At 45.5% G+C, this 20,905-nt stretch carries 19 protein-coding genes; 17 read left to right on the top strand and 2 right to left on the bottom strand.

The window, feature by feature from the left end:
• Positions 1 to 78: 78 nt before the first annotated feature.
• From FLB61_RS00910 to FLB61_RS00890, 5 genes are all read left to right on the top strand, one after another.
• On the top strand, positions 79 to 771 hold the full coding sequence (locus FLB61_RS00910) for an iron-sulfur cluster assembly scaffold protein (protein ID WP_048622003.1): 693 nt from the start codon (positions 79 to 81) through the stop codon (positions 769 to 771).
• A gap of 20 nt (positions 772 to 791) precedes the next feature.
• Positions 792 to 1,802 carry a GGGtGRT protein gene (locus FLB61_RS00905; RefSeq protein ID WP_087199413.1) on the top strand — a complete coding sequence of 337 codons (1,011 nt, stop codon included), beginning with the start codon at positions 792 to 794 and terminating at the stop codon, positions 1,800 to 1,802.
• A 273-nt stretch (positions 1,803 to 2,075) separates the two neighbouring features.
• Positions 2,076 to 2,264, top strand: a complete 189-nt coding sequence (locus FLB61_RS00900; RefSeq protein WP_221919156.1) for a type II toxin-antitoxin system HicA family toxin — start codon at positions 2,076 to 2,078, stop codon at positions 2,262 to 2,264.
• Positions 2,265 to 2,300: 36 nt separating this feature from the next.
• Entirely contained in the window at positions 2,301 to 2,699 is a 399-nt protein-coding gene (locus tag FLB61_RS00895; RefSeq protein ID WP_087212750.1) for a type II toxin-antitoxin system HicB family antitoxin, read from the top strand.
• A gap of 134 nt (positions 2,700 to 2,833) precedes the next feature.
• Positions 2,834 to 4,108, top strand: coding sequence for a CapA family protein (locus FLB61_RS00890; protein ID WP_221919155.1), 1,275 nt, complete (start codon positions 2,834 to 2,836; stop codon positions 4,106 to 4,108).
• Between the two features lie 64 nt (positions 4,109 to 4,172).
• Here FLB61_RS00890 and FLB61_RS00885 read toward each other — a convergent pair whose 3' ends face one another.
• Positions 4,173 to 4,778, bottom strand: a complete 606-nt coding sequence (locus FLB61_RS00885; protein WP_221919154.1) for a TetR/AcrR family transcriptional regulator — start codon at positions 4,776 to 4,778, stop codon at positions 4,173 to 4,175.
• Between the two features lie 231 nt (positions 4,779 to 5,009).
• Here FLB61_RS00885 and dnaK point away from each other — a divergent pair, with 231 nt between their 5' ends.
• The 9 genes from dnaK to FLB61_RS00840 all read left to right on the top strand — a co-directional run bounded on the left by dnaK (position 5,010) and on the right by FLB61_RS00840 (position 16,757).
• Positions 5,010 to 6,773 carry a molecular chaperone DnaK gene (gene dnaK, locus FLB61_RS00880; protein ID WP_221919153.1) on the top strand — a complete coding sequence of 588 codons (1,764 nt, stop codon included), beginning with the start codon at positions 5,010 to 5,012 and terminating at the stop codon, positions 6,771 to 6,773.
• Between the two features lie 15 nt (positions 6,774 to 6,788).
• On the top strand, positions 6,789 to 10,364 hold the full coding sequence (locus FLB61_RS00875) for an ABC transporter ATP-binding protein/permease (RefSeq protein ID WP_221919152.1): 3,576 nt from the start codon (positions 6,789 to 6,791) through the stop codon (positions 10,362 to 10,364).
• 108 nt (positions 10,365 to 10,472) lie between these two features.
• Positions 10,473 to 11,417 carry an AAA family ATPase gene (locus tag FLB61_RS00870; protein WP_221919151.1) on the top strand — a complete coding sequence of 315 codons (945 nt, stop codon included), beginning with the start codon at positions 10,473 to 10,475 and terminating at the stop codon, positions 11,415 to 11,417.
• Positions 11,418 to 11,429: 12 nt separating this feature from the next.
• Complete coding sequence (locus FLB61_RS00865) at positions 11,430 to 12,482, top strand: DUF58 domain-containing protein (protein WP_221919150.1); 1,053 nt, start codon at positions 11,430 to 11,432, stop codon at positions 12,480 to 12,482.
• A 13-nt stretch (positions 12,483 to 12,495) separates the two neighbouring features.
• Positions 12,496 to 13,917, top strand: coding sequence for a hypothetical protein (locus tag FLB61_RS00860; RefSeq protein WP_087212766.1), 1,422 nt, complete (start codon positions 12,496 to 12,498; stop codon positions 13,915 to 13,917).
• Positions 13,841 to 14,263: a transglutaminase-like domain-containing protein gene (locus tag FLB61_RS00855; protein ID WP_221919149.1), complete on the top strand. Its 423-nt coding sequence runs from the start codon at positions 13,841 to 13,843 to the stop codon at positions 14,261 to 14,263. Before FLB61_RS00860 ends, FLB61_RS00855 begins: the two co-directional genes overlap by 77 nt.
• A gap of 58 nt (positions 14,264 to 14,321) precedes the next feature.
• Positions 14,322 to 14,855 (top strand): nitroreductase family protein, encoded by a 534-nt coding sequence (locus FLB61_RS00850; RefSeq protein WP_087212813.1) that lies wholly within the window; start codon positions 14,322 to 14,324, stop codon positions 14,853 to 14,855.
• Between the two features lie 380 nt (positions 14,856 to 15,235).
• Positions 15,236 to 15,439 carry a hypothetical protein gene (locus tag FLB61_RS00845; protein WP_087199446.1) on the top strand — a complete coding sequence of 68 codons (204 nt, stop codon included), beginning with the start codon at positions 15,236 to 15,238 and terminating at the stop codon, positions 15,437 to 15,439.
• Positions 15,440 to 15,443: 4 nt separating this feature from the next.
• Positions 15,444 to 16,757, top strand: coding sequence for a replication-associated recombination protein A (locus FLB61_RS00840; RefSeq protein ID WP_221919148.1), 1,314 nt, complete (start codon positions 15,444 to 15,446; stop codon positions 16,755 to 16,757).
• A 28-nt stretch (positions 16,758 to 16,785) separates the two neighbouring features.
• Here FLB61_RS00840 and FLB61_RS00835 read toward each other — a convergent pair whose 3' ends face one another.
• A complete protein-coding gene (locus tag FLB61_RS00835) occupies positions 16,786 to 17,790 on the bottom strand; it encodes a helix-turn-helix transcriptional regulator (RefSeq protein ID WP_221919147.1) in 1,005 nt (334 codons plus the stop codon).
• A 156-nt stretch (positions 17,791 to 17,946) separates the two neighbouring features.
• Here FLB61_RS00835 and FLB61_RS00830 point away from each other — a divergent pair, with 156 nt between their 5' ends.
• The 3 genes from FLB61_RS00830 to FLB61_RS00820 are packed head-to-tail and all read left to right on the top strand — an operon-like array spanning position 17,947 to position 20,892.
• A complete protein-coding gene (locus FLB61_RS00830) occupies positions 17,947 to 18,897 on the top strand; it encodes an ABC transporter substrate-binding protein (protein WP_330625465.1) in 951 nt (316 codons plus the stop codon).
• Between the two features lie 3 nt (positions 18,898 to 18,900).
• Positions 18,901 to 19,884, top strand: a complete 984-nt coding sequence (locus FLB61_RS00825) for a FecCD family ABC transporter permease (RefSeq protein ID WP_087199452.1) — start codon at positions 18,901 to 18,903, stop codon at positions 19,882 to 19,884.
• The gene (locus tag FLB61_RS00820; RefSeq protein ID WP_087212790.1) at positions 19,885 to 20,892 is read left to right on the top strand and encodes a FecCD family ABC transporter permease; all 1,008 of its coding nucleotides are present in this window, start codon (positions 19,885 to 19,887) and stop codon (positions 20,890 to 20,892) included.
• The last annotated feature ends 13 nt before the right edge of the window (positions 20,893 to 20,905 follow it).

Genomic DNA, 20,905 nt, shown 5'->3' with positions numbered 1-20,905 from the left:
AAATTAACGTGAATACGGGCTGACGCAGGAAGACAGTCCGTAGGAAAGAATACACATAGTTGAAAGGAGTCCTTTAAGATGATTTATTCACACGAAGTAGAAATGATGTGCCCGGTTGCTCAGGGCGCAAATCACGGACCAGCGCCGATCCCAGAAGAAGCAAAATGGGTACAGGCAAAAGAAATCAAAGATATTTCCGGTTTGACACATGGTGTAGGCTGGTGTGCTCCGCAGCAGGGAACATGTAAACTTACACTGAATGTAAAAGACGGAATCATTCAGGAAGCACTGGTAGAAACGATCGGATGCTCCGGTATGACACATTCAGCAGCTATGGCTTCTGAAATCCTTCCGGGAAAAACAATTCTCGAAGCATTAAATACAGACCTTGTATGTGATGCTATCAACACAGCGATGAGAGAATTATTCCTTCAGATCGTTTACGGACGTACACAGAGTGCATTCTCTGAAGATGGACTTCCGATTGGAGCAGGTCTGGAAGATTTAGGAAAAGGTCTTCGTTCTCAGGTTGGAACTATGTACGGAACACTTGCAAAAGGACCACGTTACCTGGAAATGGCAGAAGGATACGTTACAGGAATCGCACTGGATGAAAACAATGAAATCATTGGCTACAAGTTCGTAAGCCTCGGAAAATTCACAGATTTCATCAAGAAAGGCGATACACCGAACGAAGCATGGGAAAAAGCACAGGGACAGTATGGCCGTGTGGATGATGCAGTGAAGATCATCGACCCAAGACAGGAATAGGCGAGAGGAGGACTTTAGAAATGGCTTTATTTGAATCATATGAAAGACGAATTGATAAAATCAATGCTGTATTAAACAGCTATGGAATCGCTTCCATCGAAGAAGCAGAAAAGATCACAAAAGATGCCGGTCTGGACGTTTACAACCAGGTAAAAGGCATTCAGCCGATCTGTTTTGAAAATGCTTGCTGGGCTTACATCGTAGGTGCAGCGATCGCAATCAAAAAAGGATGCAAAAGAGCAGCAGATGCAGCGGCAGCGATCGGTGAAGGACTTCAGGCTTTCTGTATTCCGGGATCTGTAGCAGATCAGAGAAAAGTAGGTCTTGGACATGGTAACCTCGGAAAAATGCTTCTGGAAGAAGAGACAGACTGTTTCGCATTCCTTGCAGGACATGAGTCTTTTGCAGCGGCAGAAGGTGCTATCGGTATTGCAGAAAAAGCAAACAAAGTACGTAAAAAACCGCTTCGTGTTATCCTGAACGGTCTTGGAAAAGATGCTGCAAAGATCATTTCCAGAATCAATGGATTCACATACGTACAGACTGAATATGATTATTACACAGGCGAACTCAAAGAAGTATCCCGTACATCTTACTCAAATGGACTTCGTTCCAAAGTAAACTGCTACGGAGCAAACGATGTTCGTGAAGGTGTTGCCATCATGTGGAAAGAAGGAGTAGACGTATCCATCACAGGTAACTCTACAAACCCGACACGTTTCCAGCATCCAGTTGCAGGTACATACAAAAAAGAATGCGTAGAAGCAGGAAAGAAATACTTCTCTGTAGCATCCGGCGGCGGTACAGGACGTACTCTTCACCCGGACAACATGGCAGCAGGACCGGCTTCCTACGGTATGACAGACACACTTGGACGTATGCATTCTGACGCACAGTTTGCAGGATCCTCTTCCGTACCGGCTCACGTAGAAATGATGGGTCTCATCGGAGCAGGAAACAACCCGATGGTTGGTATGACAGTAGCTGTTGCAGTTGCCATTGAGGAAGCTGCTAAAGAAGGAAAGTTCTAATAAATGCCGTATTTTCGGGATTTATAGAAGTAGTTAAAATTAACAAAGAGTAGAAAATACTAGTACATTTGTATACTATTTGTACATTATTTGTTAATAGTCATTTGTTAATCTTAAGCGGTACTTTGTAAAAACAGAGTGCCGCTTATTTTAATTTTTCCATTCATTAAGCAGTCTGGAAAGGCAAGATAATACGTAAAATTACGTAAAATATTGACATACGTAAGAATACGTGATATTATAGAAACATGATAAGGAAAGGAGATACAAAAGATGCCAATGACGCCGAAAGAGATGATCAAACATCTCAAGAAAAGCGGATTTGAGGAAGTGAGTCAGAATGGTTCACATGTAAAGCTGAAAAATTCCGCAACAGGAAGAACGGTAATCGTTCCTTATCACTCCAAAGCCATGAAAAAAGGGCTGGAGCAGGCAATACTGAAACAGGCAGGGCTGAAATAGGCCCTGTGCCTAAGATATGTAGTGGAGGTATCACGTATGAATAAGTTATTTTATCCAGCAGTATTTCATAAAGCAGAAGAGGGTGGATTTTGGGTAACTTTTCCTGATTTCCCGGAATGCTTCACAGAAGGAGACGATATGCCACAGGCTTACGAAATGGCCGTGGAGGCAATGGGGCTTGCGTTGAAAAGCAGGAAGAAGGAAGGAGAAGTTATTCCACAACCGACTGAAATTGACAAAATATGCCTAGATGATGGAACATTAGTAATCGTGGAATTTGATATGCTGGAGTATCAGAAGAAGCATAATTCCAGGGCGGTAAAAAAGACACTTAGTATTCCGGAATGGCTGAATGAAGAAGCAACTGCTATGGGAGTGAATTTTTCACAGGTTCTTCAGGAGGCATTGATGAATAAATTGAATATCAGTAAATAAGAAGGAAAAAGAGAATCTGGTTTCAGGTTCTCTTTTTAGATAGTGCCTATTTGCCGCGAATATGATATACTGGTTTGTAAGATATGTACGGATAAATGTAAAAAATTTACAGAAGAGAAAAGAGGGAATTTGCTGTGGATGAGAAAGAACGCAGGAAGAGAAAGCAGATGCTTGCAAAAAAGCGGAAAAAACAGGTTATGAGGCAAAGACTTATGCTGGCTGCAGCCGCAATCGTGATCATATTGATCATTGTGATCTTTGCATCTGTAAGATCCTGTCAGAACAAGGCGGCGGAAACGGCGGCAAGGGAAAAAGCGGAACAGGAAAAAAAGCAGGCTGCGGAAGAAAAGGAAAATAATACACTTCGTCTCATGGCGGTGGGGGATAATCTGTACCATGATACGGTCCTTGCCCAGGGGAAACTGGAAAATGGCGGATGGAATTATGATTTTCTTTATGAAAATGTAAAGAAAGAAATAGAGAAAGCAGATATAGCCATTGTCAATCAGGAGGTGCCTCTTGTAGACGACGATGAGGACACGAGCGGGTATCCGACTTTTGGCACGCCGCTGGAAGCAGGAGATGCTCTTGTGAATGCTGGATTTGATGTTGTAACCATGGCGACGAACCACTCGTACGACAAGGGAAGCAAAGGAATTTCAGAGTCGCTTAGTTTCTGGAGGGATAGTCATCCGGATATTCCAGTTCTTGGCATACATGACAGCCAGGAAGATCAGGATAAGAACAGGGTTCAGATCATCAAAGAGAAGAACTTTAAGATTGCTATGATCAACTACACCACGTTGATCAATATCGGTGCAATGGTACCGGAAAATGAGTCCTATGCGGTAGATGTCTACGATGAAGAAACAGTAAAGGCAGATGTGGCGAAAGCAAAAGAGGAAGCCGATGTAGTCATCGTTTTCCTTCACACTGGTGTAGAGTACAAAAATGATGTAGACAATGCGACCCAGCAGAGGATCGATTTTCTCGCAGAACAAGGCGTGGATATTACGATCTGTGCACATCCTCATGTGATTCGCCCTTACGGCACAGTAGCCCGTCCGGACGGAAAAAATATGCTTGTGTACTATTCACTGGGCAATTTTGTTTCCGGACAGGAAGGAGTATCCCAGCTTTTGGAAGGCATGGCAGATATTACCCTTCAGAAGGACAAAGATACGGGGGAAGTGTCTGTGACAGCATGCTCTATGGTTCCCCTCGTCATGCACTATGAAGATGAATGGAAAAACTGCGGTGTATATCGGCTGGACGATTACACGGAAGAACTGGCAGCAAAACATGGCGTACATGGATTCTCGCAGGAAGAATTTACGATGGACAGTATCAATCAGTATTTTGAACCGTTTTTACAGATTCAACAGCAGGAGACGGAGAATATGGAATAAAAAACAGGGTGCTTCTTTTCAAAAGAAGTACCCTGTTTTGGAAGGAATGGGGAAGTTCAGTATTTTATGAGTCATGAGAACACAGAGAACAAAACGAACGTACAAGAGAAGAAAGTTCGGCGATGACTTCCTCTTTGTCTACCACATCTCTGTGAGTATACCACCAGCGGGAAACTTGGAAAAGCGCTCCGGAAAAGAGCTGCGCCAATATTTCCGGGGAAGCGGGAAGAGGCTGACCGGCTTTTTTGCGTTCCGTAAGATGATGTTCGAGGCTCGAAGTCAGTTCATCCTGATCCAGTACCATGAGAAGATTAAGGATACCTCCAGATTCCAGTGCCCTTGCAAGGTGACACGCGTTTTCTTCCATGAAATCGAAAGCAGAGCGGATAGCGCTGATGTAAAATGTACATGGATCGTTGGGATCTGCCGTCTGTGCGGCGCGCATCATACTGGAATGCTGCAGCTCTTTGAGAAAAAATGTAAAAAAGTCAAATTTGTCGGAAAAGTGTTTATAAAAAGTGGCACGCCGGATCATGGCAAGTTCACACAGCTCGTTGACTGTGATATCCTCCAGCTTTTTTTCTGAAAGCAAGGCAGCGAATGCCCGGAACAGAGATTGGTATGTTTTTGTAACACGCAGATCGAGATTTTTTTCCATATGATTTTTCATTTGTTTTGATCCTCCTTGCAGGAAATGAAATAGGACGAGAGATTAAAAAAGTATAAAAACTGTGAATTTTCTGTCAACTCATACATAAATAAAAGACAAAATAAATAATTATGTCAATTAATTATCAAAAAGGAAAGGGCTGTTCTCTTGACCCTTTTTTTGGAGCATATTATAATGCAAAGCGTAACAAATGTCAATTTACTGAAAAATGAGAATAGAGGAATTAACAGAATGAGCAAAGTGATAGGTATTGATCTTGGAACGACAAACAGCTGTGTTTCGGTTGTAGAGAACCAGACTCCGGTTATCATCCCGTGCAGTACCGGGGGACAGACTACACCGAGCGTTGTGGCATTTGCAAAGAATGGAGAGCGGATGGTAGGCGCCCAGGCCAGAAGACAGGCAGTCACAAATCCGGACAGAACGATCAGCTCCGTGAAGCGTCATATGGGAACAGCCTGGGAAATAAGGATCGACGGGAAATCCTACAATCCTCAGATGATCAGTGCAATGATACTCATGCAGTTGAAAAAAGATGCGGAAGCATTTATCGGGGAACCAGTAACGGAAGCGGTCATTACTGTGCCGGCCTATTTTAATGATATCCAGCGGCAGGCAACGAAAGACGCAGGCCGCATTGCAGGCCTTGAGGTCAAACGGATTGTCAATGAACCGACAAGCGCAGCACTGTCTTATGGGCTGGATCACGGAGAGCCGCAGAAAGTCATGGTATATGACCTGGGAGGCGGGACGTTTGATGTGTCTGTTATCGAGATCGGAGAAGGTGTCATAGAAGTGTTGTCCACAGCAGGGGACAATCATCTCGGAGGCGATGATTTTGACGAGCGTATCACAGAATGGATCGTACAGAATTTCAAATCGGAACATCGAATCGATCTGAAGAAAGACTTTGCAGCCATGCAGCGTATCCGGGAAGCAGCAGAACAGGCTAAAAAAGAACTCTCATCCGCTTTTAGTACCGAGATAACCCTGCCTTATCTGACACAGGCAAAAGGGGAACCTGTCCATCTGGATATGACACTTACCCGTACCAAGTTCGACGAACTGACCCAGGATCTTCTGGAGCGGACAAAAGAACCGGTGTACAGTGCGCTCCGCGACGCGGGAATAGCTGCGGGACAGCTTGGGAAAGTATTGCTTGTAGGCGGATCCACACGGATCCCTGCGGTTCAGGAACTGGTGCGTTCCCTGACAGGAAAGGAACCGTCAAAGCAGATCAATCCTGATGAATGTGTGGCAAAAGGTGCGGCGATCCTTGGAAGCACCCTTCAGGGAAATGGGTTGGTAGCTGCAGGAACCGAGAAGAATCTCCTTCTTTTGGATGTGACGCCGATGACGCTGTCCATTGAGACGGTAGGAGGTGTGGCAACCAGTCTGATCGACAGAAATACAACGCTCCCTACAAGGTATTCCAGAATCTTCAGTACCGCGGCGCCATTTCAGAGCAGTGTGGAAATCCATGTGCTGCAAGGAGAAAGACCGATGGCAAGGGACAATAAGACCATCGGAAAATTCCGGTTAAAAGGGATTCAGAAAGCGCCTGCAGGTGTGCCGCAGATCGAAGTGACATTTGACATTGATGCAAATGGAATACTGAAGGTTTCAGCGGTAGATTTAAATACCGGAAAGAAACAGTCTATCACGATCACGGCCAATGACAGGATGTCGGACGAAGAGATCGAGGCAGCAATCCGAGATGCAAGGGAATATGCGGGACAGGATCAGATGAGAAGGCAAGCCCTGGATCTTTGCGGGGATGCAAGAAGGATTGCAGGACAGGCGAATCAGCTTATCAGAGAAAATGGGAAATCCATGGAAAAGACGAAGAAAAAGCAGCTGAAAAAAGATTTGTCTGTGCTGGAGAAACAGTTGATGCGGTTTAAAGTAGACAAAGTATCCCAAAATGAAATGAACAATATGAAAGAAGCCATGGATGCTTTGGAACGATCTATGAAAGAAAGCGGGATGCAGTAAAGGAAAGGAGAACAAATGCTTCAAATCAAACATATCCGCAAGGAGTACCGGACGGGAAAGCTTGTACAAAAAGCTCTGGATAATGTGAGCCTGAATCTTCGGGACAATGAGTTTGTAGCTATTTTGGGACCGAGCGGGTCCGGGAAGACAACATTTTTAAATATCATCGGAGGACTGGATCGTTATGACAGCGGAGATTTGATCATCAACGGTATATCCACCAAACAATACAAAGACAGAGACTGGAATTCCTACCGGAATCACACGATCGGTTTTGTTTTCCAAAGCTATAATCTGATCCCGCATCAGACGATACTTTCCAATGTAGAGCTGGCTCTTACCATTTCCGGGGTCGATAAAAGTGAGAGGAAGGAGCGGGCCAAAAAAGCGCTGGAGCAAGTAGGACTTGGAGAGCAGGTACATAAAAAGCCAAACCAGCTCTCAGGCGGTCAGATGCAGAGAGTAGCTATTGCAAGAGCACTTGTGAACGACCCGGACATTCTCCTGGCTGACGAACCGACAGGAGCTCTTGACAGTGACACAAGTGTGCAGGTTATGGAACTTTTGCGGGAAGTGGCCAAGGATCGCCTTGTAGTAATGGTAACGCACAATCCGGAACTGGCAGATGAGTATGCCACGCGGATTGTAAGGATCCAGGATGGTAAGATTCAGGCCGACTCGGATCCGTTTGAAGTGGAAGAAGCTTCCCTTGAAAAACCATCTCATAAAAATATGGGGAAAGCCTCCATGACATTTTTAACGGCGTTGTCGTTAAGCTTTAACAATCTAAAGACAAAGAAAGCGAGGACGCTTTTGACTTCTTTTGCAGGATCTATTGGGATTATCGGGATTGCTTTGATCCTGTCACTCTCCACAGGAGTCAATGACTATATCCGGTCTGTCGAGGAGGAGACGCTCTCTGAATATCCGCTTCAGATTCAAAGCACAGGACTGGATTTCAGTTCTATGCTGGGAGGCGAAAACGGCGCGCAAGAGGAAAAGAGCGGGGATGTGAACGTAGTACAGATGGTTACCGACATGTTTTCCACTATGAACTCCAACGATCTGGAATCTCTCAAGTCTTACTTTGACAGCGGCAAGAGCAGGATAGAGGATTACACAAATGCAGTAGAGTACTCATACAATGCGGTCCCGCAGATTTACCGGCAGGACAAAGATGGGGTCCGACAAGTCAATCCGGACAAATCTTTTGATGCACTGGGCTTTGGGTCTGCAGCCGGCGCCAACAGCATGATGTCCTCCATGATGAGTACAGACATGTTTTATGAGATGCCGGAAAATGAAAATCTGTATAAAGATCAGTATGAAGTGGCGGCAGGGCGCTGGCCGGAGAAATATAACGAATGTGTGGTCGTCCTGACTTCCGGAGGAAGTATCAGCGATTTTATGCTTTACACACTGGGGCTTAGAGATTCTGTAGAGCTGGATGAAATGATCCGTCAGTTTATCAACGAAGAGGACATTCAGGCTCCGGATGACATGGGGTCTTATTCTTACGAAGATATTCTTGGTATTCAGTTCAAGCTTGTAAACAGTGCGGATTACTATGAATATGACAGTCAATATCATGTCTGGAAAGATAAGACAGACAATGAGGCATATATTGAATCCCTTGTGGATGCGGGAGAAGATATTACTGTTGTAGGTATCGTAAAGCCGGCGGAAGACGCGAATGTGGTCTCTCTTACTCCGGGTATCGGATACCCTTCCTCTTTGACCAAACATGTGATAAAGCAGGCAGAAAAAAGCAATATCGTAAAGCAGCAGATGGAAAATCCGGAAACGGATGTGTTCACAAATGAGGCTTTTGGTTCAGAGGAAAGCGAAAATGAACTGGATATGAATTCGCTTTTTACAGTCGATACGCAGGCCATCCAAAATGCGTTTGGATTTGATGAGAAAGCTATTTCTCAGGGAATGGCCGGAGCACTCGATATGTCGGATGTTTTCGCGGACAGCGGAAGCTCGATGGACTTGTCGGGATTTCTTGACTTAAGCAAGATTCAGATCGACCTCCCAGGTTCAGCAGACATGAATATGGGAGACATGATGGGAGAGATAAAGATACCGATATCGGAAGATGGTATGGAGCAGATGGCGTCCGGGCTTTTGGCGGGATACGAAGAGTATATAAAGACACATCCGGATGAGGACTATTCTAAACTGGGAGAATATTTTCAGGCATATCTAGCGACACCGGAAGCACAGGAAATCCTGAAATCTGCAATGGCAGATATCATCAAGGACAATGGGAATGTGACTGCTTCAAAAGAACAGCTTCAGGCAATGATGAAGGAACTGCTGGAAGGATATGCCGAGTATGCGGCGGACAATGGGTATACGGATCCAGATAAATTTGATGACTATCTGCTTGAATACCTGCAGACAGAAGAAGCCGGCAAAATCCTGGATAAATGGGGCGGAGAAATTTTCCACATCAGCCAGGATGTAACCATCACATCGGAACAGATGAAGGAGCTTACCGATAAACTGATGGCTGGATATATGGAATATGCTGCTGCCAACGACCTTCCGGATCCAGGCTCCATCAATGCATCTTTTATCCAGTATCTCAATACGCCGGAAGGAAAGATGGCACTCAGTGCGGGAATTGCAGGGATGATCGATATGGAAAGTATGGAGCAGCAGATAAGTTCGTCCATTGAAAGCTATATGCAGACCGCCATGGGAAGCTATACAGAGACAGTTTCTCAGACTCTTGGGACACAGGTGGCATCTGCCATGCAGCAAGCCGTAGGACAGATGGCAGAAAGTATGCAGCAGGCTATGGAGCAGGCGATGCAGAATGTTGGGACCACTCTGGAGAAAACCATGGGAGACGCCATGCAGATCGATGCGGACGCATTTTCCGATGCGTTCCAGATGAATATGTCGGAAGAAGATTTGATGGAGCTGATGATGTCGTTCGGATCCAAAGAAGATGCGTCATATGACAGCAATCTTCAGAGGCTTGGCTACGCAGATTTTGACAGCCCTTCCGCTATCGATATTTATCCGACAGATTTTGAAAGCAAAGAGCAGGTAGTAAAGATCCTGGATGATTACAACAGTCAGATGGAAAAAGAGGGGAAGGAAGAACAGGTTATCACATATACGGATATGGTAGGGACGTTGATGTCTTCTGTGACGGATATCATTGACACGATCAGCTATGTGCTGATCGCATTCGTAGCGATTTCTCTCATCGTATCATCCATTATGATAGGGGTTATCACATATATCAGTGTGTTGGAACGAAAAAAAGAGATTGGTATCCTGCGTGCTATCGGAGCATCCAAAGGCAATATCTCTCAGGTGTTCAACGCAGAGACTGTCATCATTGGATTTTGTGCTGGTCTGATCGGTATCGTGATCACGCTGCTCCTCTTGATTCCGGGCAATGCGCTGATCCATCATCTGTCCGGCTCTGATGAGATCAATGCGGTGCTGCCGATTATTCCGGCGGTAATTCTTGTATTTCTAAGTGTAGGACTCACTGTCCTGGGAGGCCTGATCCCATCAAAGAAAGCCGCAAAGAGTGACCCTGTGACGGCGCTTCGGACAGAATAAAATTATGTTATATCAGACAGAGGGGATATATCAAGATCTGAATGAACTTGAAATATTTTCTCTGTCTGTTTTAAAATAAAATAGAAAGAATTGTGAGGAGGAGTGTCCATGTCTGTGAAAAAAGTAAACGATGTGATAGAGCAGATCAACAAAATCATACTTGGAAAAGAGAAGATTGTACGGGAAGTAATGCTGGCCTTTCTCGCCAACGGGCATATCCTTCTGGAAGATATCCCGGGAGTTGGGAAGACGACGATGGCACTTGCTTTTTCGAAATCTATGGATCTTCAGTACAAGAGGATCCAGTTTACTCCGGATGTCCTTCCATCTGATCTGACTGGGTTTTCCATTTATATGAGGGGAGAAGAACAGTTTGTGTATCAGGCGGGAAGCGTGTTCTGCAACCTGCTTTTGGCTGATGAGATTAACCGGACATCGCCTAAGACGCAGTCGGCTCTTCTGGAGGTAATGGAGGAAAGAAGTGTTACAGTAGAGGGAGTTACCCGTGAAGTGCCGCTTCCTTTTCTCGTAATTGCCACCCAAAATCCTTTCGGAAGTGTGGGAACACAGATGCTCCCGGAAGCGCAGGTGGACCGTTTTATGGTTAGCATGTCTGTAGGATATCCGGATTTTGAAAGCGAGCTTGCCATGGCTATGGAAATAGAAGAAAAGAGCCGTATGGATACTCTGAAAAAGATCATGGATGCCGAGACGCTGTTGGAAATACAGCGTGAGACAGCGGGGATATATATTCACGAGTCTGTTTATCGCTATATTGTCGAGCTTGTGCGGAAGACACGGCAGCATGAGCTGCTGGAACGAGGAGGGAGTCCGCGAGCCACGATCGCGCTTGTCAAGATGGCTCGGGCTGCTGCTTGGATGGATGGCCGTTCGTTTGTTGTTCCGGGGGATGTGGAGGAACAGTTCCCATATATTATGAAACACAGAGTTTCGCTAAGCGGAAGCGCCAGAACACAGAACAGGACAAAAGAGTCAATTTTACAGGAAATCAGCGCATCGGTCAGGAAGCCGGCGCTTGGGGCGGAAAAATGAAAAATAGTTTTTATGCTGTTGATTGTTATCACATGGTATGTAGGAGGAATGTACCACGTTCCTGCATTTCTTCTTCTTGCGGCGGCCGAAATTCTCGTATTTATCCTGATGTTTCTCACTGCCCTGTATCTGAAGGCAAAGGTAGGAGTGCAGTTTCCCAAAAGTCTGGAAGAAATCCGCAAAAATGAACAGAAAGGAAGTTCCCTTTGTCTTGTGAACAAAGGATCCATACCGGCAAGCAGAGTCTGGGTACAAATGAGATATAATTATGACAGAGAACGCAGAAAAAAGAAGCTGCTGTACAAAGGATATGTAGGGAAAAAAGAGAAGCAGGAGTTCTCATATTTCATAGAGGCACCACACTGTGGAATCATAAAGACAGAAATCCGAAAGGTAGAGATTGCGGACTATTTCGGACTGTTTCGGAAGAAGAAGAAAGAAAATCTGAGTCAGGAAATCGCAGTATTTCCACCGGAGAGGTATATGAAGATTTGCTTTGCGGAACAGACTTGGGATGATGGGGAGAGGAGCGCGCAAGGTGCAGCAGTGCCATTCTCACATAGCCAGAATGATCATTATCAGATCCGAGAGTATGTGCAAGGTGATCAGAAACGACGGATCCACTGGAATCTAAGCGCCCGGACAGAAACACTTCTCGTCAAAGAGTATCCGCCGGAATCTGGAAAATGGGAGGAACTCTTTGTAGATCTGGAGAAGCCGCAGTCAGATTCAGAACAAAAAAAGGATGCTTTTTATGAACTTCTATACGCGTGTCTTCTTGGACTTTTTCGGGCTGCAGATGGGGTATGCGTAAAGTGGTATGAGGAAACCGGAAAAGTTTGCAGGGTACAGATCATGGGAGAGGCAGATGTAAGAGAAGTTTTGCTTCAATTGTTCCGGACAAAGGGAGAATGGATAAAGGGCACACAGACGGAGGCGGATAAAGAAAGCGGTGGATTCTGTCTCAACCGGGATCTTGGTCTGTATCACAAGGGGAAATTGGCTGTTCAGTTCACAGAAGAACAGTTTGAAAGAGAATTGGAGCAAGAGATTTGGATTGCATAAAGGGGAGCGGACGATGAAAAAAAAGGAGATAGGACAGATTAGAAAAATATGGGGAGACAGGCTCTCCTGCCTTGTATTTTTGATGTCGGGAGCATGTGGAATACTGTCCATGTTCGCACTATCAGAAAATATCCGCTGCAGTTTGGCGGTTTCCATTACTGCGGCGGCGGCCGCCGCCGTTTTTTTCTCTTTTCTTTACAAAAGGAAAAAGAGGACAATGCTTGCTGGGAGTGCGATGTTTCTGGCAGGGTTCCTGTGTGCAGCCATAGTTTTTAGAAAAGTACTTTTTCCCCAATATGAACACCTTCGCGAATGCATTGGAGGAATCGCACAAGGAGAGAAAGATGTGACTGCAGCGGTGGTGTCTTTCTGCCTTTTTGCGATCTTTTTGTTATTTGTTTTGGAAGTGCGGCAAACCAATCGCTGGATTCTCTGCCTCGTCTCCAATCTTTTACTTTTATCTGCTCCTTTTCTTGGGCTTAGGCCGGGAGTTCCTTCGGTTCTCCTGCTTGGATGTTTTCAGCTCGTATTCTGGGGAGTCCATATGCCAAAAAAGCAGACAAGAGAAGAAGACGAAAAACAGCGTGTCAAAGGCGAAATCCGCAGTCTTCTGTGGAAAGGGATGGCGGCAGTCCTTTTGATTTCCATGATTTTTACACAGTTTGGCAGTGGATGGATGTACGATGCGGCTTACAAGGCAGAAGGCTCGATCCAAAAAGCGTTCAAGAGAATCAGCGGAACAGCAGACAGACCATCGGATGGGACGATCAACCGGGGAAATCTCTATCCAGCAGGGACAAAACAGTTGGATTTGTGGGTTTCTCACAGACCCAATGAGACAATTTCTGCAATGTATTACTTTATGAATCTGGTCATGCAGTGGGAGCGATCGGAAGACAATTCCCGTTATCTTTCCATACATTATATGGGGGATCCGTTTTCTGAATGGTATGTCCCATATTTCAGCATGCCATACCACCAAGACTGGGATGAGATGAAAAAAGGATTTACGTTCACATATATGGAACAGGCAGATATTGAGACAGACTGGGATCAGATCACACAATTCCAGCAGTATAAAATCTATTATGAGCAGCTGCAGGATGAGTACGCTGCCATTGCAAAGGAGACATACACAGAAGTGCCCGAAAAGCAGATCCCGAGGCTTGCAGAATTTTGCAGTTCCCATCCAAAAGAAGGGGTTGAAGAAATTACAGCTTTTATCCTGGATACTCTGAATGAAAGCGCGTCTTACACAAGGACTCCGGGAATGAGTCCCTTTAACCGGGATCCCGTGGAATATTTTCTGTTTGACAGTCGGGAAGGTTACTGTCAGCATTTTGTCCGCTGCGGTTTTAATGTTTCGAATGTATGGAATTCCGGCCAGATATGCAGCCGGATACGCAGTTTCTCCTTCCGATTTTACGGAAAATGAGGATGGATGGCATGCGGAAGTGACCGATGAAGCGGCTCATGCCTGGCCGGAAATATTCGTGGAAAATGTGGGATGGATACCGGTAGAGGCGACACCGTCCGCCAGAGGGGAAATGACCGTGTATCCGGGAATGGATGAGGAGATTTTAAGGGCAGAACTGAATGTACAGACAGTGGTGTATATTGTGAGTAAAGCGGCGTTCAGCAGAGAAGCTGTCACAGAAGAAGAAGAACGGAATGTAAAAAAGTTCTGTCTTATTGTAACGGAAAGGGTATACGGATCACTCCCTAGGAGAAAGAGGATACTCTGTCAAATTCGAAAACTCTGGGATGGAAATCCGATTTAAAAAGGTATATACTGAAAAGAAGATAAAACAGGTTTATGAGCCGGAAAGGGAGGACGAAATGGAATTACAGACGGTTTTGGAGAAAAGAAGAAGCATCAGAGAATACCGTACCGATAAGGTGGAGGACGATAAGATCCGGGAGATCATTCGCGCCGGGATTCTGGCGCCGTCTTGGAAAAACTCACAGGTTACCCGATATTATGCTGTAAGATCAGAGGAAATGCTTGGAAAAGTAAGGGAAGCTCTGCCGGAGTTTAATCAGAAGAATACGAAGAATGCTCCGCTGCTGCTCGTCACTACGATCGTAACCAATCGCTCCGGGTTTAATCCGGATGGTACGCCATCCAATGAGCTTGGAAACGGATGGGGATATTACGACTGCGGTATGAGCAATATGAATATGATACTGAAAGCGACGGAATTAGGGTTATCCACTCTTGTCATGGGTATCAGGGACGAGAAGAAATTAAGAGATGTGCTGGAAATTCCGGAAGAAGAAGCAGTTGTAGCTGTCATCGGGGTAGGTTACAGCGATGCAGCACCGGCTATGCCAAAGCGAAAGGCAGTCGATGATATTACAAAATTTTATTAGAAAGATCAGCTGGATAGAGGTATGGCCCGCAAGCAGGATAGAAACACTGCTTGCGGGTCTTTTGCTGGCTTGGTTTTGGCATAAAAAAAGTGGCTGGGGGAGGAGCCCCAGCCGTGGAGAAAATTATGAAAAAGAAAATTTTTATTTCAACAAGTTGTTTTCCTTGTCTGATTCTATAATACACTGCATTTGTGACGAAAATATGAGAAAAAACAAAAGGAATTGTGAATATAAAGTAAAGATAGACGAAAGTCATGCCTGCCATTGATATAATTCTCCAATCTGATAAGAGCTGGATTTTGGGAACCGGCTTTTGAGAATGAAAAGAATATGCTAGAATAGAAACACAGATAAAATAGTTCCAAAGGAGGGTAAAAGCGATGGAAGACAGAGTAAAGCTTCAGCAGTACGAAAAGATGCAGAAAGCCATTCAGGAGAGGTACGAGGATGCATGTGACAAATTGGAGGAGATGAAAGAGGCAGGAAGGACAAAATCTGCTACTTACCGACAATATATGGGAAATAAGATGATGTACAAAAATATGCTGGACCTCTACGCATTATACGATCTGAAAGAAGAGTGATGATATGGAACAGATGACATTGTTTGATGACAGAAGAGAGACTGTCCCTCTGGCAGCCAGACTCAGGCCGGCAGGACTGGAAGATTTTGTGGGACAGGAACATCTCATTGGAGAGGGAAAGATACTAAGACAACTCATAGAACGGGACCAAATTTCCTCCATGATTTTCTGGGGTCCTCCGGGCGTGGGGAAAACGACGCTTGCAAGTATCATCGCAGGAAAAACGAAAGCGGAATTCGTAAATTTCAGTGCGGTCACAAGCGGGATCAAGGAGATCAAAGAAGTCATGCAGATGGCGGAACAGAGGAGAAAGATGGGGCAGCGGACCCTTCTTTTTATAGACGAAATCCATCGTTTTAATAAGGCACAGCAGGATGCATTTCTGCCGTTTGTGGAGAAAGGGAGCATTACCCTCATCGGTGCAACAACGGAGAACCCTTCTTTTGAGATTAATTCAGCTCTGTTATCTCGCTGTAAGGTATTTGTACTCAAAGCGTTGGAAGAGAAAGATCTTGTATGTCTGCTGCACCATGCGCTTGAGAAAAAAGAAGGCTTTGCGGAACAACATGTCAAAATCACAGACAGCCAGTTGGAAGCGATTGCCGCATTTGCCAATGGAGATGCCCGTACAGCGCTCAACACACTGGAGATGGCTGTGCTCAATGGCGAAATACACGCCGATGGGATCTATGTCACGGAGGAAGGAATGGAACAGTGTATCAACAGGAAATCTCTTCTGTATGATAAGACGGGGGAAGAGCATTACAATCTCATCTCTGCCCTGCATAAATCCATGCGAAACAGCGATCCCGATGCAGCTGTTTACTGGATGATGCGAATGCTGGAGGGAGGAGAGGATCCTCTTTACATTGCCAGGAGGCTGATCCGCTTCGCGAGTGAGGACGTGGGAATGGCGGACAGTCAGGCACTTCAGGTGGCGGTTGCGGCATACCAGGCTTGTCACTTTCTCGGAATGCCTGAGTGTGATGTGCACCTGACGCATGCGGTCATTTATTTATCCCTGTCGCCCAAGTCCAATGCACTTTACCGAGCGTGTGAATCCTGCAAAGCAGATGTCAGGATGAAGAGAGATGAACCGGTGCCCCTGGTACTTCGAAATGCTCCTACAAAGCTGATGAAAGAGCTGGATTACGGAAAAGGGTATCAATATGCCCATGATACAGAAGAGAAACTGACTCATATGCAGTGTATGCCGGATTCCATGAAAGAGAGAGAATACTATTTTCCTACTGAAGAAGGAAAAGAAAAAGCATACAAAGAGAGACTTGCTGCCATCAAGGAATGGAAGGAAAAATAGCAGCGCTTTTTAAACTATAAACGGTATCCTATTTTCTTTTTTCACGTTTCCTGTATTTCAGGGGAGTGCAGCTGTATGTGTCCTGGAATTTCCGTATGAAATTCGAGGTGTAGCTGTATCCTGTCTCACGGGCGATTTCCGCCACAGACTGTTCGGTGGTACAGAGCAAATTGGTAGCCAGAGACATCCGAAGAGAAGAGACGTATTCTCCGATTGTCATATGGTAGTAGTGGGAGAATCCGGCTTTTAGCTTCTGTGGCGTGATCAGAAGCTGGCGACTTAAAGAATCGATGGTAGGAGGATTGCGGAATTGCTCCGTGAGAATATCTTTGGCAGTTTGGATACAATGAAAATCATTGGCAGTCAATGCAATCTGCCGTCGATCTTTTCCCACTTCTATGGTACCGTAATCTACTTGTCGAGAGAAAGCGTTCTGCCCATCTGGCTCTCCGCTTTCGAAGATTGCGGCCATACATTCGAGGATCGCTGCCTCCAGATGCAGCGGATTTAATCTCCCGGTACGGTCCAGATAGAGCATTCGGTGCAGGACCTGCAGAATATGTGATGGCAGATGGTAATAAGTGTGATTGGGAATAAAATAATCCGAAAGGCGAAAATCAGGGTACTCTGCCTCCAGTTTTCGGACAAAATCTGGATAAATCGTGATTTCTGCGCCGTGAAAATGCTGTCCTTTTAACCATTTTTGTATACCGTGAAGTTCTTTTTCGTAGACGAGAAAGGCAGACGGTAGAAAGGCAGAAGCAGCCTGATGATCCAGCTGGAATCTTGTTGTGCCGTCATATACGATTCCGAATCTCAATAGAGGCTCACTATTGTCAAAGCGTATCGTAAAATCGTGTCCTATCGTGTAGTCAGCAATCCCGAAGTCATAAAGATTTTCTTTTTGATAAAATCGAAAAGAGCTTCCGTCCGAGTTTTGGTAATGTGTAAAATAAGTCTGTTTTTCTGTATGAAAATCGAGTTCTCGCAGCACAATATATCTGAACTGTGCCGCGTTGTCTGAAAAAAACATAACATTCCCCTTTCAAAAAATATGATAAAAGATGATAAAATAATCAAAAAAGATGTTTGTATTGATTTATGGACATGGGTTTGTTATAATGCCCTACGTAGTTAGCTAAGGCTAACAGATAATAATATATTACAACAAATAAAAGGAGAAGTATAGGTGAAAAAGAAATTTTTTGCAATTATTATGGCCGTAATGGCAACCTCTGCAATTCTGGCAGGATGCCAGGGGAAAGACACAAAAAAGCAGGAAGAAACCGGTAAAAAGGCGGAAACAGTGACAGTTCAGGATGCCAAAGGCAAGGTAGAGATACCGGCCGATCCGAAACGGATCGTGGACTTGAGTGGAAACAGTGACATCCTTTCTGTTCTTGGATATTCAGTGGTAGGTACAGCTAACTCAGATGCGTACGATTACACAAAATTTCCGTCATACCTAGAAGAAACACTGGATGGAGCCAAGATTCTCGGATACAGCATGCAGGATACAATGGATGTGGAAGGAATCCTGGAATTAAATCCGGATCTCATCATTATTTCCAATGTGCAGGAAAAGATGTACAGCCAGCTTCAGAAAATTGCACCGACGGTTATGATCGAGCTTGCACAGATCGACTGGAGGGAAGACATCAAGGCCTTTGCAAAACTGATGAATAAAGAAGAAAAGGCAGAAGAGTGGCTGAAAACATATAAAGAGAAAGCGGAAGAAACCGGGAAAGCGATTCGGGAGACATACGGGGAAGATACAACGTACCTGGCTCTCCTTGCAAGCGGTGGACAGCTCTTTGTCTTTGATGCGGCAGGGATCGGCGGTGTAATGTACGATGACATGGGACTGAAAAAACCGGAAAATATGCCGCAGCAGGAGAATATCAGCCTTCCGGTCATCAACTATGAAGGGCTTGCACAGATCGACGCAGATTATCTGTTTGTTGTCGGGACAGTGGAAGATATGGAAAGTCTGAAAGGGAACAGTATCTACAACAGTATGAGAGCCGTCAAGGACGGGCATGTGGTGGAGCTGCCATCCAGCCCATATTTCAATATCGGATACAGCTGTATCGGAAAAGAAGTGTTTCTTAAAGAGTTTTCCTCTTTGATGGAGAAATAGAAAATGAAGGATAAGTCTTGGATTTTGACAGCAGCGGGAACGCTGCTGTTGTTCGTAGGAATCATCGCATCCATTCATATAGGTGCAAAAAAAATTCCGCTTTCGGATATCTATCACGGGTTGTTTCATTATGAAGGGACGCTTCACGATCAGTTAATCAGGAATGTCAGACTTCCCCGGACAGTATGTGCAGTCTTAGCCGGAGGAATGCTGGCAATGACGGGGACTATGATGCAGGGAGTGCTTAGAAATCCTGTTGCAGAGCCGACTGTTCTGGGGGTTACCCAGGGAGCGACGCTTGCGGTGTCCATCTCTTCGGTGTCCGCTTTGGCAGGAGGCGTCTATGGGAATTTTTTCATGGCTTTGGCGGGTGCGGCCATAAGCGGAGGGATGATCCTTCTGTTTACAATGAAAAGTGCTGCAAACCAAAGTATTTCCAGAATTCTTCTGGCAGGGACTGCCTTAAGTACCTTTTTCCTTTCCCTGGCAACAGTGGCTGCGCTTCTTGGAAACCGGTCTCAGGAACTGGCCTTCTGGGTGGCTGGAGGATTTCGTCAGGCTGGATGGATCCAGGCGGCATTTCTCTTTGCTGTTGGCGGAAGCTTTAGCATCCTTGCCCTCTCATTATCAGGGAAGATCAATCTGATCAGTCTTGGGGATGAAGCTGCCACAGGGCTTGGTGTTGCCCCGGAAAAAGTAAAAAGAAAGACCGTACTTTGCATCATCCCAATATGCGCTGTCTGTGTAGCGGCGGCTGGAAATATTGGATTCGTAGGACTTTTTGTTCCTCATATCATAAGAAAATTGAACGGAAATGATTACAGAAAACTCATGCCGCTCTCTTTCCTGTACGGAAGTGTCATCCTTGTACTGGCAGATATTGCAGCGCGGACGATCCTGGCTCCGTATGAACTTCCGATCGGACTATTTACCGCATGTATCGGCGTGCCGGTATTCTTGTGGCTTGTGAGAAAGGAGAAAAAATAGATGAAGAAATCAAAATACAAAATTGCAGTGTTAGTTTGTATTGTCCTTCTCCTTTTGACAGTAATCATCTCCCTGATGGTTGGAAGCTACCAGATGACTCCAGGGGAAGTGATAGGAACTTTTCTTGGAAATGGAGACAGCATGCAGCGATTTACCATCTATGAGCTTCGTCTCCCAAGAGTCGTCCTTGCAGTTATTGTGGCATCCGCCCTTGGTGTTTCCGGCGGAGTGCTCCAGGCTGTTACCCGGAACCCGTTGTCCGAGCCGGGAATGATCGGGATCAATGCAGGTGCGGCTCTTTTTGTAGTGGTGTGGATTTCGGCTGGAACGAGCGCATACTATTCGGAGCTGGCGGCGTCAAAGGCATTTTTCATGCCGCTTCTCGCCATAATGGGGAGCCTTCTTACCGTTGCTGTTATTTATCTGTTTTCGTATAAACGGGGAATCCGGCCGGTGCGTTTTATTCTTACCGGAGTCGGGGTCAACGCAGGAATCACGGCTGTGATTTCTTTTTATCAGCTCAATATGTCAAAAGGAGACTACAATCAGGTCCTCACATGGACAAATGGAAGTCTCTGGGGGAGCAGCTGGCACTATATCATCATCACACTGCCGCTGATCCTCGTTTTGATCTTTTTCATTCTGTTCCGGAGCAAGGTACTGGATGTACTGGCTCTTGGAGATGAATTGGCTATGGGGGTAGGAGTATCCCTTCAGCGGGAAGTACTTTTCTTTCTCATTCTTTCATCCTGTCTTGCAGCCATCGCTACGTCTGTGGCCGGGAATATCGCTTTTTTAGGACTCCTGGGTCCTCAGATCGCGAAGCGTCTTGCCGGGCCATCTCACAGAAAGATGCTGCCTTTATCTGCAGGGGTCAGCGCGGTCATTCTTGTGGCGGCTGACACAGCGGCACGGAACCTGTTCTCCCCGATCGAGATACCAGTGGGAATCATCGTATCCATTGTGGGAGTTCCGTATTTTATTTATATTATGTTAAAAGGAAAATAGGAGGCGTTTATCG

Origin of the sequence: Sellimonas caecigallum (assembly GCF_019754295.1) — a bacterium.
GTDB classification, from domain to species: domain Bacteria; phylum Bacillota; class Clostridia; order Lachnospirales; family Lachnospiraceae; genus Sellimonas; species Sellimonas caecigallum.
Note: the sequence above shows the minus strand (reverse complement) of the source record. Positions and strands in the feature narration are given on the sequence as shown.